Source organism: Nitrospirota bacterium, assembly GCA_040757335.1.
In the GTDB taxonomy this organism is placed as follows: Bacteria; Nitrospirota; Nitrospiria; order 2-01-FULL-66-17; family 2-01-FULL-66-17; genus JBFLXB01.
The window spans coordinates 1-15614 of sequence record JBFLXB010000050.1 but is presented as its reverse complement, the minus strand read 5'-3'; the positions used below and the strand labels follow the sequence as shown (position 1 = coordinate 15614).

The following is a 15614-nucleotide window of genomic DNA, read 5'->3' as shown; positions in this document are numbered from 1 at the left end:
GATGTCCTTCGCCCTTTCGCCCCCTCGCCCCGTCGCCCCGTCTCCCCGTCGCCCCGTCCATCACTTCGCGCACCGGAACCCCACGGTGCGATGTTTCAAACCCGGCGGCTGGGCCAGGTTGCGGTTGGTGGAACGCGACCAGGGTTCGGCGGTGAGCACCCACGCGCCGCCGCGCGCGACCCGCATCTGTTTGCCGAACGCGGCGCGCTGCAGCGTGCTGCCGGGATACGGCGCGTACCAGGACGCGGTCCACTCCGCCACGTTGCCGCACAGATCCATCACGCCGAAGGGGCTGGCGCCGTCGGGGAAGCTGCCCACCGGCGTGGCCCAGCGCAGACCGCTTTCCATGACATTACACCGCGCCGGATCAAACGAGTTGCCCCAGGGCCAGATCCGGTTGTCGTCGCCTCGCGCGGCGCGTTCCCACTCGGCTTCGGTGGGCAAGCGCTTGCCTACCCACTTGCAGTAGGCGTCCGCGTCGGCCCACGCCACGTAACACACCGGGTAATCTTCTTGCCCGGCCGGAGGCTGCCCATCGACCCAGGTGTAATACTCGGGGTCTTTCTCGTCGGCCGGCACCGGGCGTCCAGTGGCTTCGATGAAGCGCTGATACTGCGCGTTGGTGACCTCGTAGCGATCCAGGAAGAACGGGCGCAGACGAACCGGGTGTTGGGGCATCTCGTCCACGCCCACCTCGAATCCGACCTTGCCCTCGTCGCCGCGGCTGCCCATCATGAACGTGCCCCCGGGAATCAGCACCATCCCCTCAGGCGGTTCGCCGGGCCCGTGTTCCATGGACAGAGCCACCGCCGCCGCGGCGGCAACAGCCACGGCCACCGCCACCCACCCCCTATCCACGTATCAGTACGCGCGGCGTCACGGTTGGCCACGGTGTGCCGGTTTCTGGGTCGCCACCTGCACCGCGCGTCGGGTTTCCTCGGCGAGGCGCCCGGGCGTCAGGTTGCGCCCGAACTCGGCCAGCAACTTCTGGATTTCCCGCGGGGCCGAGCCCACGCTAATCGGCGCAATCTGCTGTTGCCCGCCCGCGCACCAGGTATCGCTTTGAAGGGTTCCGAACACGTTCATGTCTTTGTCCAAATTCCGATTCGCGTTTCCCATGTAGTAGCACGTGGACATGACCACGCCGTGGCAGCGCAGGTTGCATCGGAAGACGCCGAACGCCGGCTGGGCCGGAACTTCGTTGTTTGACACGGTCGTGGTGTAGTACCACACGGGAAACGCCGCGGTGACACCCTCAACCCCTTCGAACACGTCCGGTTTAGCCACCGTAGGATCGTTCACGCCGGTGGCCCCGGGATTGGGGTTCTGAAGGATATTCGGCGCATATGCAGTCGTGCAGGGCACATCTTCCGCAGAGGAGATGCCGGAATCGTCGCATGATCTTTCGCCCGAATAGAGACTCGGACCTGGAGGGGCGAAATTGATCAGGTGCGTATCGCTGATCCCATCGATCACCCCGTCTTCGTCATCCGGGGGGAGACCGGCCAGGCACTGGGGCGTGCCGCCGATGCAGCCGGTTCCATCCCCGAAGATTGTATTCTTGGCTTCCACGTTGCTGTGGACGTTGTAGTGGCACTCGTGGCACAGGGCGCCAGTTCGCTGCAAATGGTACATATGAAGATTCGACTCCCAACTCAACTGTGGGTTGCCGACGATGCGGCCTGGGCCATCGGCGGGGCTGATCGGCACTCCGAAGAAGTTGGTCCACTGCGGGTCCTGCGGATCGGCCGTCGGGAGCGTGGGGTCGAAGGCCTGTCGGTCGTGGCACTGGAAGCACAACAAGAAGTTGTCCCAGTGGCTCGTCTGACCGGGAAAGCCGGGGAAGAGCGTCGTATTGAACCCGTCCGTCCGGAAATTCCTCGCTGGGTCTGCAACATCCGTATTGTAGGGCGCACGCAGGATGCGGATGTACTTTGACCCGTGCGGTCCAATCGGGTGCTGGCTGCGCTCGCCATCGTAGTCCTGCGCGATGCCAGGGTTTGTTACATCGCCCGGCCGCACTGCGTTGCTTTCGGTGATGGGGCCCCGAAACGCTGAGGCCTGGGCCTGATCCCTGGAGGTAAAGGTATCAGGGCCGGTGGCCGAGTAGGCTCCGGTCCGATACGCATTGTAGTAGTCGCTGTTGTGACAGTCGGTGCACTGGATGGTGATGTCCTGCGGCCGGCGGCCGCCGCTCCAGAACTCAAGCTGCTTCTTCAGCGCGTCTGTCCCGTTGCGGCCTCCGGCGACCACGGGATGGAACCCTTTGTGAACCCCCGGACCGACATACCTTGTGGCCCCGGTGACCGGGTCCGTTCCCCAAGGCGGCGGGTCAGTGAGATTGACATAACTGGCGTCGGTTCCCCCCGCCCTCTCTTGCCCAAAGTTTCCGTAGGTCGAAAATTCGAGCCGTTTGTTGGAAAACCCCTTCAAGCTGAACTTCGCGTTGCTGACCGGTGCCAGGGGGTTCGAGCGATAGTCGGTGTCCTGGGGAAACCGGTCGCCGTTGAAGATCTCCGTGTAGCTGTTGCCGTGGCAGCGGAAGCACACCTCGTACACATACGGCCGGTTGAGGTTCCCCGTCGTGGTCTCGATGACTTGACCGGCGAACGTGATGCCCTTGATGCCCCGCAGCCGGTTGTCGCGGACGACCTGGTGCGGGTTGTGGCAGTCCACGCATTCGATATGCGCGGTGTCTGGAGTACCCGTGCCCGGCGAGAACTCGTTGCCGGCGGGCGCAGCCAGACTCTTGAGCTCGACACCTTCCTGGGAGCGCGCCACGAACACGGGCTCGTGGCCCTGGTCGAACTGGAGACTCATCGCGCTACCGCACTTCGGAAACTCGGCACAATTGGTGCTACCGCTATCTTTTGAAAATTCGCTGTACACGTCGGGCGCGGCCCGGCCGGTGCCGGTCACGAAGCGCGGACTGGCGCTCGATGTGGGGTCGCCGGCGATCAGCGTGCCCGGCGCGGTCGGCGCGGTGTTGGGGGCGTGGCAGAGGTAGCAGGTGCCCTCGATGCCATCGGTTCCCTGCGCGTTGACGCCCTCACGGTGCAGGCGCTTGGCGCCCTGGGCCGTGTGCGGGTCGTGACAGTTGCGGCAGGCCAGTTCCGACACGGTGTGGCTGCCGTCGAAGTCGTATCCCGAGTTGATATTCGAGGGGTCGTTGTTGACCAGCGGGTACTGGCTGCGGATGGCGGTCGAAATTGCGTGCGTGCTGTCGATCCAGCGCGGCTTGTCGTGGCAGAACATGCAGAGAATCTGTTCGGTCGGGTGGTTTTTCGTGGGATCGGGGTTGTTGGTTTCCATGTGGAACCAGTTCGCGCGCAGGAACTTCGGGTAGTTGACCTGGTGCGGGTTGTGGCACGACGTGCACTGCACCGTATCGTAGGTGGTGGGATCGTTGCCCGGGTAGCGTCGCAGCGGTGACAGGGGCGTGGTGTCGCCGACCTTGGAGGGGGACTGCAGCGCGGGGCCGGGATTCACCAGTTCCTGGTCCTGAACGACTAGGGCTTGATCGAACTTAAACGAGATCGGATGGTCGTTGCGCAGGTCCAGTCCCAGCCGCCGCGTGTCGCCGGTCAGGTCGCCGCTGCCCGGGGGGATCGTTGCTCCGGGGCCGAGATTACCGGTCATGGTGACGGTTCCCAGGTACCCGCCAGACCCCGGGGCGTTGATGACGTTGCCCAGGGCCACGGTACCGTCGTGGCAGGACAGGCACAGGCGCGAATACCCGGTGGGCCGTTGGCCCGCCGCATCGTTCAGCGTGCCTTCGAACGAGAAACTCCAGACTTGATCGTAGAGCTGGTACGTTCGGGTCGCTTGATAGTCCAGATTCCGGTTCCAAATAGGCGCTCGGAACGCCCCGCCGGTGGCGCTGGCGCCGTGTGGGGTGTGACAGAACACACAAATTTCGGTGGTGGTCCCGGGTGCCGCCTCCGCGTCGCGCGCAGATCCGGGACGCGGGAGCACGCCCGAGGAGAGCAACTGTTGCGGATCCACCGACGAGAGGTTGTGTTTGGTGTTGGTGATGTCTTCCAGCACCTGCTGGGTGGGCGGTGGAGGCGGCGGGGGAGGCGGTTGCGCGCCTGCGAGGTGCGACCACGCGAGAAGCGCCGCTCCCAACGCGGCCGCGTACAGAACGTGAGACCGATGCCGTCCCTGGTTCCTCATGCCACTCTCCTGTCTTTTGAAACACCAGCCGGTGAGCCCGGGAACCGGCGAATCGGCGCAAGAGCAATGATTCCGTTCTTCCGACCGTTCACCGGTTCTCCCCCTCTCCACTTCTCCCGCTCGATGTTTCTCCGGTCACCCCATCGCCGGTTCCCTGATTCTCCGGTTCGCCCGGTTCGATCGATGCGTCCAGCAATCGAAAGACCTGAACCCGGGCGTTGTACGTGTCGGCCACGTAGATCCGATCCTGCCGGTCCACGGCCACGCCGGTCGGCAACCAGAACGCGCCTTCTTTGGTTCCCGCGTCGCCGAAGTTCAGCAGCAACTCGCCGTCGGGGTTGAAAATCTGCACCGTGTCGTATAAGCCGTCCACCACGTACACGTTGCCGTGTCGATCCAGGCCGACGCCTTTCGGTTTGCTGAAGCTGCCGAGCGTCGATCCCAATTGACCGATCGATCGCACCCAGGCGCCGTCGGGATCGAGGACCTGGATGCGAAAGTTCATCGCGTCGGTGACGTAGAGTCGCCCGCTTTCGTCCACGGCGAGGTGCGTGGGAAAGTTGAACTGACCGTTCGCGGGCCCGCGGGTGCCGAATTCGCCGAGTTTGTGGCCGTCGCGTCCGTAGATCAAGACTCTGTGACCGCCCGCGTCGCTGAGGTACAGCGCGTCGCGACCTCGGTGGTACGCGACGCCCGTGAGACGGACCACGTCGCCGTCTGCAAGGAACTCGCGTTGATATGCGCCCGCCTGATCGAACACCAGCACGCGATTGAGCTGGGAGTCCGCGACGTAGACGACCCCTTCGCGATCCGCGGTGACGCCGGTGGGCGACAGCAGCCGCCGGCCGCTGTTGAGGCGAAAGAGTTGTCCATACGTACCATCGGGGGCGAATCGGTGCACCACCTGGAGCCCCATGTCCGTGACGAACAAGGTGCCGCGGTCGTCCGTGAAGAGCGCGAACGGCCGGATCATGCGGGCCGGCTCGATTTCGCCTTCGCCGATGATACGGGCCAGCAAGCGGGCGAAAAACCCCTTGGGCTTCTTGATCTCGGCTTGCGTGAGATTTCGCTCGTACGCGATGCGCGGCGGATCGGGCGGCAGCGGCCACACCCGCGCTACCGTGGGCGCGGTGGGCGCGGGCGGCGTCCCCGCGCAGGCAGCGGTCAGTAATAACACCGACAGGGTGACGGGGAGACGGGGTGAACGGGGGAGAAGGGCAACAGCCGTCCGCCTTTTCACCCAGTCACCCATTCGCCCCGTCGCCTCGTCGTCTTTCATCAGAACGGTCGCGCGGCCTTGAAGAACGCGCTCTGACTCAGCTGCCGATCATCGGGCCGCGTTTCGTACAGGATGCGATAGTCGGCGCTCAACGAGATCCGGCCCAGGTAGTATGTGAACAACGCGCCTCCTTCCGATCGCGTTACGTCCGGCTGGTTCCCCGCATATCGTTCCCACGCTTGTTTGGCGGTGAGATCCAGCGCGCCGTTCCGCACAATATACGACAGCCACCTGACCTGGATAAAGCTCGTGTTCTTGTAATCGTACGCGAGCTGCGACTGCTGTTCGTATGTATACCCGACCGTTGCCGCGATACCACGACCGGTCTCGTAGGTGTCGGTCGTGCTCAGCACGAACACGTGGTTCGAGAAATCACGGTACTGCGACAACGTGTACGACGTGAGTCCGGTGAGGACCAAGAAATCTCCGGGGAGGAAAAGGCTGTGCGGGGCGTTGCTGCTCGCCGTCACCTGAAACCGATGGTCGGTTTGATCTGCGGCTTCGGCTCCCACGGTTCGACTGTGTACGAGCGATAGCGCGTAGTCTCCGGACACGGAGACCAGACGCGTCTGCGTGTTGCTGAGCCCGGCCGTGAACACATTGGTGAGGTTGGTGGACGAGCCAGTGGGAGTGCTGAGCTTGTTGTGGCCGTAGCCACCCTGATACCCCAGGCGGTACACCACGAGCGTCAGCGTCTTGAGGTAGTTCGCTCCGTAGCCATAGTTTTGATAGTTGCTTGTCACGCTGGACAGACCGCTGATGTCGGTGTAACCCACCGACGCGGTGAGATTGGTGGACAATCCCAGAATCGGTCGGTAGTTCGCGGATGCGTACGCGTAGTGCGACGTGGTAAGCGCGTCTGGCACGTCGAAACGCGAGAGCCGATACCCGCCGGACACATCCAGCTCCTGCAAGGGTCTGAGCGTGGCGCTTGCCACCGCCAGGTGACGGATGAACGGATCGCGATAATAGTCGTATGTGCCGCTGGCCGTGGTGTTCAGGCTGGGCCGGTAAAATACGCTGGCGCCGGCACTGCGTTGCAGCAGTGTGCCCAAGCCGGGCGTGACGACACCGAGCGTGGACACGCTCGACGAGTAGTTGGCCCGCGCCGCCCCGGAGAGCGCGGGGGTGAACTGCGTGTCAGCGGAGCCGGTGATGGTGTAGCCGTTCGTTTCCTGTCCCAGGCCGGCCAACTGAGTGATTTGATAGCGAGCGACGTACCGGGTATTCCCCGTGCGTCCATCCGCATCAAGCGCGGCGGAACGGGTGCGCTGGAACGACGAGGTCAGGGTGGAGTCGACGTCGAGTTCCGTCTGCCACAAGTTGACGCGAAACCGCGGGAGCGTCCGCTGCATGGGGATGTCCCACGTTAGGTTGTACGTCGAATTGGTGGATACCGTGCCGAACTGGTCCGGCCGCACCGCGTCGTTGTCCTGGATGATCCGCTGCGCGTAAAACGACACAGGCGTGATTCTCGGAAGGAAGTTCATGCTGAAGTAAAAGTCTTTGACCGCCAGATCCTGAGACTCGTCGCCGTCCAGCCTCCCTACGTCGTCGGTCAGCGACACGCTGGCAGTGTAACTTCCCAGGTTGGGGTGGTAAATCTCTCCGGTGCTGCCGAGCTGATAGTGTTGTAGGAGACCGGTGTTGACAGTGGGTGTGAGGGCCGTCCCCAAAACGCGCTGATCAAAACGCGACCACCGTGAGGTGATCTCCAGCACACCGTGCAGATTGAGCCCGCGGGCGTGGGCTGGTGCGAAGCCCAGCACAAGTGTCCCCAGCGCGACGAGGCCTGCCACGCGCCTCGCCATAAGAGGTTGACGGCTCGCTCCTCCCGCGCCCGAGTCCCACCCGGTCATGCGGAACGTTTCACGGCTCGGGTGACAAGACTTCCACTACCGCGCGGCGTCTAAGGTCCTCCAGCCACTCGGCGCGTCGCTTCTCGGCCTCTACGCGCTGCAGCTCATCGGAGAGCCTGGCCTTGTTGACCTCGTTCCATGTCAGTGCGCGGCTAGCCTTCTTGGCCTCTACCTGGTAGATCGCGTAGCCGTATAACGTGCGAACGGGCGCGCTGACCTCGCCGGGCGCGAGGGCGAACAGCGCCTCGTCCTGGTCGTGGTCGAGGCGCCCGCGATGTACCCAGCCCATGTCACCACCAGTTTCCCGTGTTGTCCGGTCGTCCGAATGCATGGCGGCCAGTTCCGAAAAACTCCGTCCGCGTCGGCTGAGGTTGCCCAGTTCCGCGGCGCGCCGTTTGGCGGCGTCCCACTGCGCCGGGCTTCCGCCGGGGTCAACGGCAATCAATATCTGTCGGTAGCGGACCTGCTCAGGGACCACGAACCTCGACGGATCAGCGTCGTAGTGCGCGCGCATCGACGCCTCGGTGACCACAACCTTGGCAGTGACTTCCTTCTGCGCCACGGCCTTTACGAGCAGGTGACGTTCGACTTCGCGGCGAACCTCGGACTCGGAGAGCCCGGCGCGGGACAGCGCGAGCTGGTACTGCGCCTGATCCGAGAACCGCTTCCGGATCTTTGCCATCTCGTCGTCGACCCTGGCCGAGGGCACGGAGAGCTTCTGCCGCTCGGCTTCCTGCACCATCAATTCTTCCTGGATCAAGTCCTGGGTGACTTGCGATCGCAGGACCTCACGTCGAGCATCGGAGATCGACCCGTGTCCCGTGATCCGAGGCAGGCGGTCGTCCACCGCCCGGTTGACCTGCGCCAAGGTGATGGGCACGCCGTTGACCCGCGCGACCACGGTGCCCTCGGCGGGATATCCCATTCGCGGTGTTGCGATGACGGCCATCGCCACAATCAGCCCCGCACGTACCCTCGTCGCGACCGACGGCCTGCCCAAAAGCGGTTTCGCCCAGGCTGAAGCCTGGGCGAATTCCTGCGGATTGGGGAGCCACCGGCCCACCGAGGCTGCGAGCGCCGGTGGGCCGGTCACTTTTCGTGACAGGTGAGGCAGATCAAGCTCCCTTGATTCGGCTCGTGGTTGAGGTTGCGCGTCGCGCCGACCACTGGAGTCACGTCGCCGTCTGCCGGATTCGTGACGGCAAGGTTCGGATCATTTGGGAGGCTTGGTAGCCGGAGAAATGTCGTCCTTGGGGTGTGGGGGTTGTGGCATGAGGCGCATTCGACCCAGTCGACCGATACCGTGGTCCCAGAACTGATGCCGCTATTGTAGAGCCGAATCTGGTCGCGTTTGTCCGGCGGCAACGTGGCGCCCAACCGTTGCATCGGACGAATGTTACCGGTCGTAGTCGGCGAGTTCGTGATGGCGTCGGCGAACTGCGGGTCCACGTTGGCCGGCGGCATCCGTACCGAGATCGGGTGGTCGTCCCTCAGGTCGCGGGTTAGGTTCGGGAAAGGTTCCATACCGGGACCTCCGACGAAGTCGTTCAGACCACCGGCGAATCCACCACCTGTCGTCGTGCTGGGACGGAGGCCCTCATTGAGAGACTCCGTTGCAGGATCGACGCCAGGGCCGGTGAACGAGATCCCATCGAGCCGGGCGCCCGTCGAGGTGCCGCTGACGGAACTCCGGTTCGCGGCGTTGAACCCTCCGGAGCCCGGTGCATTGATCAGCGCGTCCAAAGCAATCGTTCCGTCATGGCACGACAGGCATGCCAGAGAGACTCCCTTCGGACCAGGGAGTTCAGCCCCCAGTTGGTTGTCGAAATTGGGCGAGTCGTACACTTGGAACTGTCCGGAACCGCTACCGACGTCCGTTCCCAGCGGCAGGGCTCGGTTCCATAACGGCGCACCCCCGCCGGCCACGTTGGTGCTGCCGCCGTGGGGCGTGTGGCAAAACACGCAGACCTCGGTGGTGCCTGACGACAGGATGTCGGTGTTGGCGGCAAGGTTATGTTTGGTCTCGCGGATGTTCTCCGTGCAGCTCTTTCCGGTGGTGCCGCCGCAATGAGCTCCCCACGCATTGGTGACCCACCACGCCCCCGCAGCCACCACCACTCCCAACAACGCGAACCATCCGACCCGAACGGCGTTCATACCGCCCTCCTTCTTTGGTTGAAATTGTGATTCAACGTCTTGGGCGTCCGCATCCCCTGCTGCTCAATTCGTCGAGGCTGTGTCCGGCCCGCTGGACGCACTACCCGTGTGCGCCCCCTCGGGCAGGTACTGGTAAATGTTGATCCGCTGGTTGTACTGATCGGCGACGTAAATTCGATCCTGCGCGTCGACGGCGAGACCGGCCGGGAGCCAGAACTGCCCGCGCCGGCTGCCGAGCTCGCCGAAAAACAACAGGAGCCGGCCTTCCGGGTCGAAGATCTGAACGTTATTGAAGGCCGCGTCGCTCACGTAGATGTGGCCTTCGCTGTCCACGCCGATCCCCTTGGGTTTGGAGAACTGCCCGAACCCGGTGCCGATGCCGCCGAACTTGGAAAGAAACTTGCCGTCGGCGTCAAACGTCTGGACGCGAAAGTTGAATGAGTCCATCACATGGACCTTCCCCGACGCATCGACCACGGCATTGGTGGGGAAGTTGAACTGTCCGTCTTCAACCCCTCGGCCCCCGAACTCGAACAGCACGTTGCCGCTCGCCGCGTCGAACACCGTGACCTTATGAGTCTGGGTGGCAGTGCTGCCCGTGCTGACCACATACACGCGCTTGAGCGCGTCGTTGACTGCAATCCCCACGGGTTTATCGAGTTGCCCCCGCAACCCCATGGCGAGTTGAAACCCGCCCTTGTCGTCGTAGACGACCACGCGGTTCTGCGACGTGTCGGTGACGTAGATGCGGCCTTGCGCGTCGGTGGTCACGCCGCGGGGGTTGATCAGCGCCCCGGGGCCGTCGATCCCCACGATGAAGAAGTCGTGGCCCGGCTCGTCGAACACCAGAACTTTGCGCCACGCCGAGTCCGCGACCAGAATGCGTCCCGTGCGGTCCACGTGCACGGCGTACGGCTTGCCCAGCGACGCGACCGGGTCGTCCCCGATCACGGTAGTCTTGATTCGCTGCGCGAACGACGGCGGCTGCACATCGCCGGAGGACGAGATGCTTTTGATGAACTTGATCCGCGGCGTCTCCGGCGGCAGGGGCCAGACCAGGTCCATGTCGTTCTTCGGCGCCGACGCGCAGCCGGCTATGAGTAACAAGACCGACAGGGAGAGGGGGAGAGTGGGCGAGTGGGCGAGAAAGCCAAAAACCGAACGGCTGGCCGCCAAGAACGAGGCGGATGCAAGGCGGCGTGAGGCCGCGCGCCGGAGCGTACTGGTTCGTACGTGAGGACGCGCGGCCGATGCGCCAACGCAGCAGCCGCCCGTTATCGGCGGACCAGCCTTCACTTGGCGTGGCACGTGAGACATAGCGCACTCTCGCGGTTCGAGGTCCTCAGGAACGGATCACGCCCCTCTTCGTTGCGCTCGTCCGGGTCGTGCGGGTCGTGGCAGGACGCGCACTGGACCTTGTCGCCGGCAAACGTCTGGATGCCGTTGGGGAACATCCGACCGCCGTCGGGTTTGAGCGTGGTCGGCTGGTTGAACCCCGGGTCCAGCGCGTAGGACGGAAACGGGATGGAAAACGGGTGGTCGTCGCGCAGATCCTGCGTCAGATACCGGATCGAGGCGTCGTGCGCACGGCCGATGCCGCCGTACGCGCCTTCCTGGCGATTGTGACACTTGCCGCAGCTATCGCTGCCGGGCGTCCCCTCCAGGTCCATCTTGTAGTGCGTGCCCGCGTCCACGATGGCATGGTATTTCGGCTTGTTGCGAACCGCATCCACCGCGACCGTGCCGTCGTGGCAGGACAAACAGGCGAGAGAGATCCCGTCGGGGGTATCCGCCCGGGAGTCGAAATTGGGCGACGCGTACATCTGATACCCGCTTGGCTCAGGCAGTTCGCGGTTCCAGAGCGGAGCCGCGCCGTCCGCGTTGTGGGGCGTGTGGCAGTACACGCAGACTTCCTTGTAGTCGTTGAAGGTCGCCCCGGTCATGGGACCAGTTTCCACCCCGTATCCGCGCATGTTCAGAAATGACAGGTCATGCCGGGAGCCCTTGATCGAGTTCCCCAGCGCGGTGACCGCCAAGGACGCCAGGGCGATCGCCACGGTCGCCACCGCGGCTATTCGACGCGGGCGAATCATTCAATACACCCCACTCGCCGGGCGGAGCGAACCCCGAACAATGCAGACCTCTCCCGTGCAGAGGGTAGGACGCCTCAGACGCTTCCTTACTAAGACCACGGGCAAAGGGAAAAATTCCCTCTGCGAGCGCCACCTCATTGATATTTCACGGCAAAAAGCGGGTCAACTATAGGGGAGGGCGAAGGCGAAGTCAAGCGTAAATCGAAACGGTGACGTTCTCGAAAATGGCGCCAATTCGGGCTCCGTGGGCTACCTGTTTATTAGAAGTCGCGGAGGTCTGGGTCAAGGCGATGGCGGCGGCTCGTGCGCGGTCCGCCGAAGCACCCACACGACTTTGCCCAAGATCCGGAGGCGGCGCGCCGGCACAACGGTTTCAGCGACCAAGTCGTTGTCGGCTCGGAGGCGGATACCGGCTCGGGTCCGATAGACTCGCCGGACCAGGGTCCTCGGGGACGCGGTGCCGCCGAGTTCGACCAGGGCCGGGTCCCCGTCAGCTACCCGTGTTCGTCCGCGATCGACCCCCACCAGGGATCCGGCGGCCGCGGTCGGGGCCATGCTGTCGTCCGCGAGGGCAACGGCAATCACCTCTCGTCCCGAGTACTCCAGGGGCAGGCGCAGTTCGGTCGGCTCCGCGTGGAGGGCGCGGCCTTCCGCGTCCTGCCGATAGACGGGGATCGGGAGGTTCCCCCGACGGGGTTCGGACCCGATGCCCGTCCCGTAGCGGGGCGCGGCCTCCGCCGCGCCTTGGGAGCCGTCGCCGCCGCGCAGCACCCAATTGGCGTCCACCCCGAACTCGGCTTCCAGTGCGAACAGCATCTCCGCGGACGGCTTCTTGCGCCCGTGTTCAATTTCATTCACGAAGCCGGGCGACACGCCGAGGCGCGCCGCAAAAGCCTGGGAGGCGAGTGTCCCCCGAATTTCGCGAACGCGCCGCCCGATGGCGGCGCGGGAGAAGGTGTTTTCTTTAGAGAATCTCGTCATTGACAAGATTCTCTATAGAGAATATACTCGCGCGCGATACCGGATTCGGCAAGCGCCAACAACAAGGGCGCGCCATGTCCATGGCGATGGTGTCGAAAACGGGGAGCTGTGGCACGGCCGCCTTCGCGAGGCAGGGGGGCGAGCCCCTGCCTCGCTCATCTTCGCGCGACGCGCATTGTAGGGAAATTCCGGGGAGCGGTCAATCGTAGCTCCTGCCGAGAGCGACGCATCCGCATCGTGCTGGGAGAGTTCGGGAGCGGCGATGGTACGGATTTGCTCGTGGTGTCGCGTGCAACTGGACCGTTCGGACGGGGGCGATCCCACGCCCACACACGGAATGTGTCTATCCTGCCGCGTGCGCCTGGAACGGGAGTGGAACGCCTATAGCGCCGGGCGCCCGCCGCGCCCCTTCGGCCGCGCCCGCCTCGCGGCCTGGTGGCGGCGCGTCCGGCGCGCCTTGGTGCTGGTGGTGGGCCGCTGCGCCCGCGCGCTCCGCCGCTTCTAGGCCGCTGAAAAAGTCCATCTGCAGCGTTGCTTCGTAGGTCCGAATCCGCGGACAGCGGAGCCTGTTCAGGAAGGCGTCAGATGCCCCCTTCGGGGACTTCCGGCGTTCCCACTTCCGAGGGTGGGTCGCAAGGCGCCGCGAGCACGGGAGCGCAGCGTACTAAGTGCGTACGTGAGGCGAGTGGCGCCACGAAGAAGTGGCGCCAAGCCACGAGCGCCGCCGAGACGGTGAGGCGGCCGTGGAACCAAAAGAGCGGCAACGCCGCAGATGACCCTTTCTGGACAGGCTCCCTGACTTCGTTGAAACCGCGCAAGGCGCTTTGCTATACTGCGGTCCCATGCCTGTCGCCGGGATGTCTCGCGAACGGGTCCAGGAAGTCTTGGGGGTGACCGCGGCGATGGCGTCGTTGTTTCTCGCCGTCAGCCTTCTGTCGCACGCCTCGGGAGACCCGTCGCTCTTCTCTACTTCCCGCACCCCGGTCCACAACCTTGCCGGCCGCGTCGGCGCCAACCTGTCGGAAGGCCTGTTTCAATTGTTGGGGGCGGGGGCTTACCTGTTGCCCGTGTTTGTGGCGTTCGCTGCTTGGCACGGGATGGTGCGTAAACGCGCGCTCTGGACGTGGGGCGGGACCGGCGGCGGCGCCCTGCTCGTACTGTTCGTCTCCACGCTGACCGAGCTGTACCTGCCGGAAGGGGGCATTTACGGGGGTGGCGCGTTGGGTGACGCTGCATCGAGTCTCCTGCTGGGGGCGTTCGCCTGGTGGGGCACGCTCATCGTGGTGACCGCGCTGGGGATCCTCTCGCTCCTGATTCTCACGCCGTTGTCGCTGCGGGAGGCGGCGGACCGCGCCAGGGATACTCTTTCAGGATTCGTTGCGCGCGCGGCCCGCCTCTTGGTGATCCGCCGCGGACGCACGCGCCGCAAACACATCGCGCCGGTGACGCGTCGGGCCGACGCGCCTGCGCCGCCCCCCCCGCGGATCGCGGAAGCGCCGGAGCCGCCCGTACCACCGCAGCGCCAAGAAAGCCTGGCGTTCATGCGGGGGCACGCCAACTACCAACTGCCGCCCTTGTCGCTCTTAGCCGACGCGCCCTCGTCTTCGCGGAAAGTCGGGAAGGACGAGTTGGTGATGAGTTCGCGGCTCCTGGAGAAGAAGCTGTTGGATTTCGGCGTCGAGGGCACCGTGACCGAGGTTCATCCCGGACCGGTCATCACCATGTACGAGGTGGAACTGGAGCCGGGCGTCAAGGTGAGCAAGGTGTTGAACCTGGCCGACGACCTCGCGCTGGCGATGAAGGCGCCGAGCGTGCGGATCGTCACCCCGCTTCCCGGCAAATCCGCGATCGGAATAGAGATTCCCAACCAAGCGCGCGAGATGGTGGCGCTGAAGGAGATTCTCTCCTCGACCGAGTTCTTGGACACCCCGGGCCGGCTGCCGCTGGCGCTGGGCAAGGACACCGTGGGCCAGCCGGTGGTGGCCGACCTCGCGGGCATGCCGCACCTGCTGGTAGCGGGCGCCACCGGGTCCGGAAAGAGCGTGGCCCTCAACACCATGATCCTCAGTCTGCTGGCCGCCGCGAGCCCGCGCGACGTGCGGATGCTGATGGTCGATCCCAAGATGCTCGAGCTGTCCGCCTACGACGCCATCCCGCACCTGCTCGCGCCGGTAGTGACCCAACCCAAGGACGCGGCCTTGGCGCTCAAGCGGGTGGTGGCCGAGATGCAGCGACGATATCGGCTGCTGGCCGAGTCGGGCGTGCGCAACATCGATGGCTACAATAAACAGATCGAGTCGGCCCCGCCGCCGGCCGCGGGGGGCGACCGCAAGGCGACCGGCGACGAACCATCCCCAGCCACACCGCTGCCCGAGCGGCTTCCCTACATCGTGGTCATCATCGACGAACTCGCGGATCTCATGCTCGTCGCCGCGCGGGAGGTGGAAGACTCCATCATGCGGCTCGCGCAGATGGCGCGCGCGGCCGGGATCCACCTGATCCTCGCCACGCAGCGGCCGTCGGTGGACGTGCTCACCGGCGTGATCAAAGCCAACTTTCCGGCCCGGATGTCGTTCCAAGTGTCGTCGAAGACCGACTCGCGCACGATCCTGGACGCGAACGGGGCCGAGCAACTCCTGGGCCGCGGGGATATGCTGTATCTGATGCCGGGGACCGGCCGGATCGCGCGCATCCACGGTGCGTTCGTCTCGGACACGGAGATCGCCGCGACGGTCGCGTTTATCAAAGAGCAGGCCTCGCCCCAATACGAGTGGAACCTCGAAGAGGCCGACGCCTCGGGCATGCGGGGAGGCGAAGACCCTGAACGCGACGACCTGTACGAGAAGGCGATCGACCTGGTGGCCACCACGGGACAAGCTTCGGCCTCCTTCATTCAGCGGCGTCTGCGCGTCGGGTATCCCCGCGCGGCGCGGATGATCGAGATGATGGAAGAGGACCAGATCATCGGTCCCGCCAGCGGCGGGAAGCCGCGCGAAGTGTTGGTGCGCCGGGCCGTTCCCGGAGAGGCCGAGGCGTGATCCGGCCCGGCCGGCTCCTGGCGCTGGCATG

11 protein-coding genes are annotated in these 15614 nt (G+C 64.8%); 2 read left to right on the top strand and 9 right to left on the bottom strand.

Annotation, left to right across the window (positions count from 1 at the left end; translation table 11 throughout):
- Positions 1 to 60: 60 nt before the first annotated feature.
- The 9 genes from AB1451_16505 to AB1451_16465 form a co-directional block, all read right to left on the bottom strand.
- On the bottom strand, positions 61 to 843 hold the full coding sequence (locus AB1451_16505) for an SUMF1/EgtB/PvdO family nonheme iron enzyme (protein ID MEW6684498.1): 783 nt from the start codon (positions 841 to 843) through the stop codon (positions 61 to 63).
- A gap of 33 nt (positions 844 to 876) precedes the next feature.
- Positions 877 to 4176: a cytochrome c3 family protein gene (locus AB1451_16500; GenBank protein ID MEW6684497.1), complete on the bottom strand. Its 3300-nt coding sequence runs from the start codon at positions 4174 to 4176 to the stop codon at positions 877 to 879.
- 88 nt (positions 4177 to 4264) lie between these two features.
- Positions 4265 to 5416, bottom strand: coding sequence for a 6-bladed beta-propeller (locus AB1451_16495; GenBank protein ID MEW6684496.1), 1152 nt, complete (start codon positions 5414 to 5416; stop codon positions 4265 to 4267).
- A 38-nt stretch (positions 5417 to 5454) separates the two neighbouring features.
- Complete coding sequence (locus AB1451_16490; GenBank protein MEW6684495.1) at positions 5455 to 7254, bottom strand: hypothetical protein; 1800 nt, start codon at positions 7252 to 7254, stop codon at positions 5455 to 5457.
- 70 nt (positions 7255 to 7324) lie between these two features.
- The gene (locus tag AB1451_16485) at positions 7325 to 8263 is read right to left on the bottom strand and encodes a peptidylprolyl isomerase (protein ID MEW6684494.1); all 939 of its coding nucleotides are present in this window, start codon (positions 8261 to 8263) and stop codon (positions 7325 to 7327) included.
- Between the two features lie 140 nt (positions 8264 to 8403).
- Entirely contained in the window at positions 8404 to 9471 is a 1068-nt protein-coding gene (locus AB1451_16480) for a hypothetical protein (protein MEW6684493.1), read from the bottom strand.
- A gap of 63 nt (positions 9472 to 9534) precedes the next feature.
- Positions 9535 to 10536: a 6-bladed beta-propeller gene (locus tag AB1451_16475; GenBank protein MEW6684492.1), complete on the bottom strand. Its 1002-nt coding sequence runs from the start codon at positions 10534 to 10536 to the stop codon at positions 9535 to 9537.
- Between the two features lie 227 nt (positions 10537 to 10763).
- Positions 10764 to 11564 carry a cytochrome c3 family protein gene (locus AB1451_16470; GenBank protein MEW6684491.1) on the bottom strand — a complete coding sequence of 267 codons (801 nt, stop codon included), beginning with the start codon at positions 11562 to 11564 and terminating at the stop codon, positions 10764 to 10766.
- 282 nt (positions 11565 to 11846) lie between these two features.
- Positions 11847 to 12545, bottom strand: a complete 699-nt coding sequence (locus tag AB1451_16465) for a S24 family peptidase (GenBank protein MEW6684490.1) — start codon at positions 12543 to 12545, stop codon at positions 11847 to 11849.
- A gap of 262 nt (positions 12546 to 12807) precedes the next feature.
- On the opposite strand from AB1451_16465, the gene AB1451_16460 reads away from it, so the two are divergent.
- Positions 12808 to 13050 carry a hypothetical protein gene (locus tag AB1451_16460; GenBank protein ID MEW6684489.1) on the top strand — a complete coding sequence of 81 codons (243 nt, stop codon included), beginning with the start codon at positions 12808 to 12810 and terminating at the stop codon, positions 13048 to 13050.
- 337 nt (positions 13051 to 13387) lie between these two features.
- Entirely contained in the window at positions 13388 to 15583 is a 2196-nt protein-coding gene (locus AB1451_16455) for a DNA translocase FtsK (protein MEW6684488.1), read from the top strand.
- Positions 15584 to 15614: the final 31 nt, after the last annotated feature.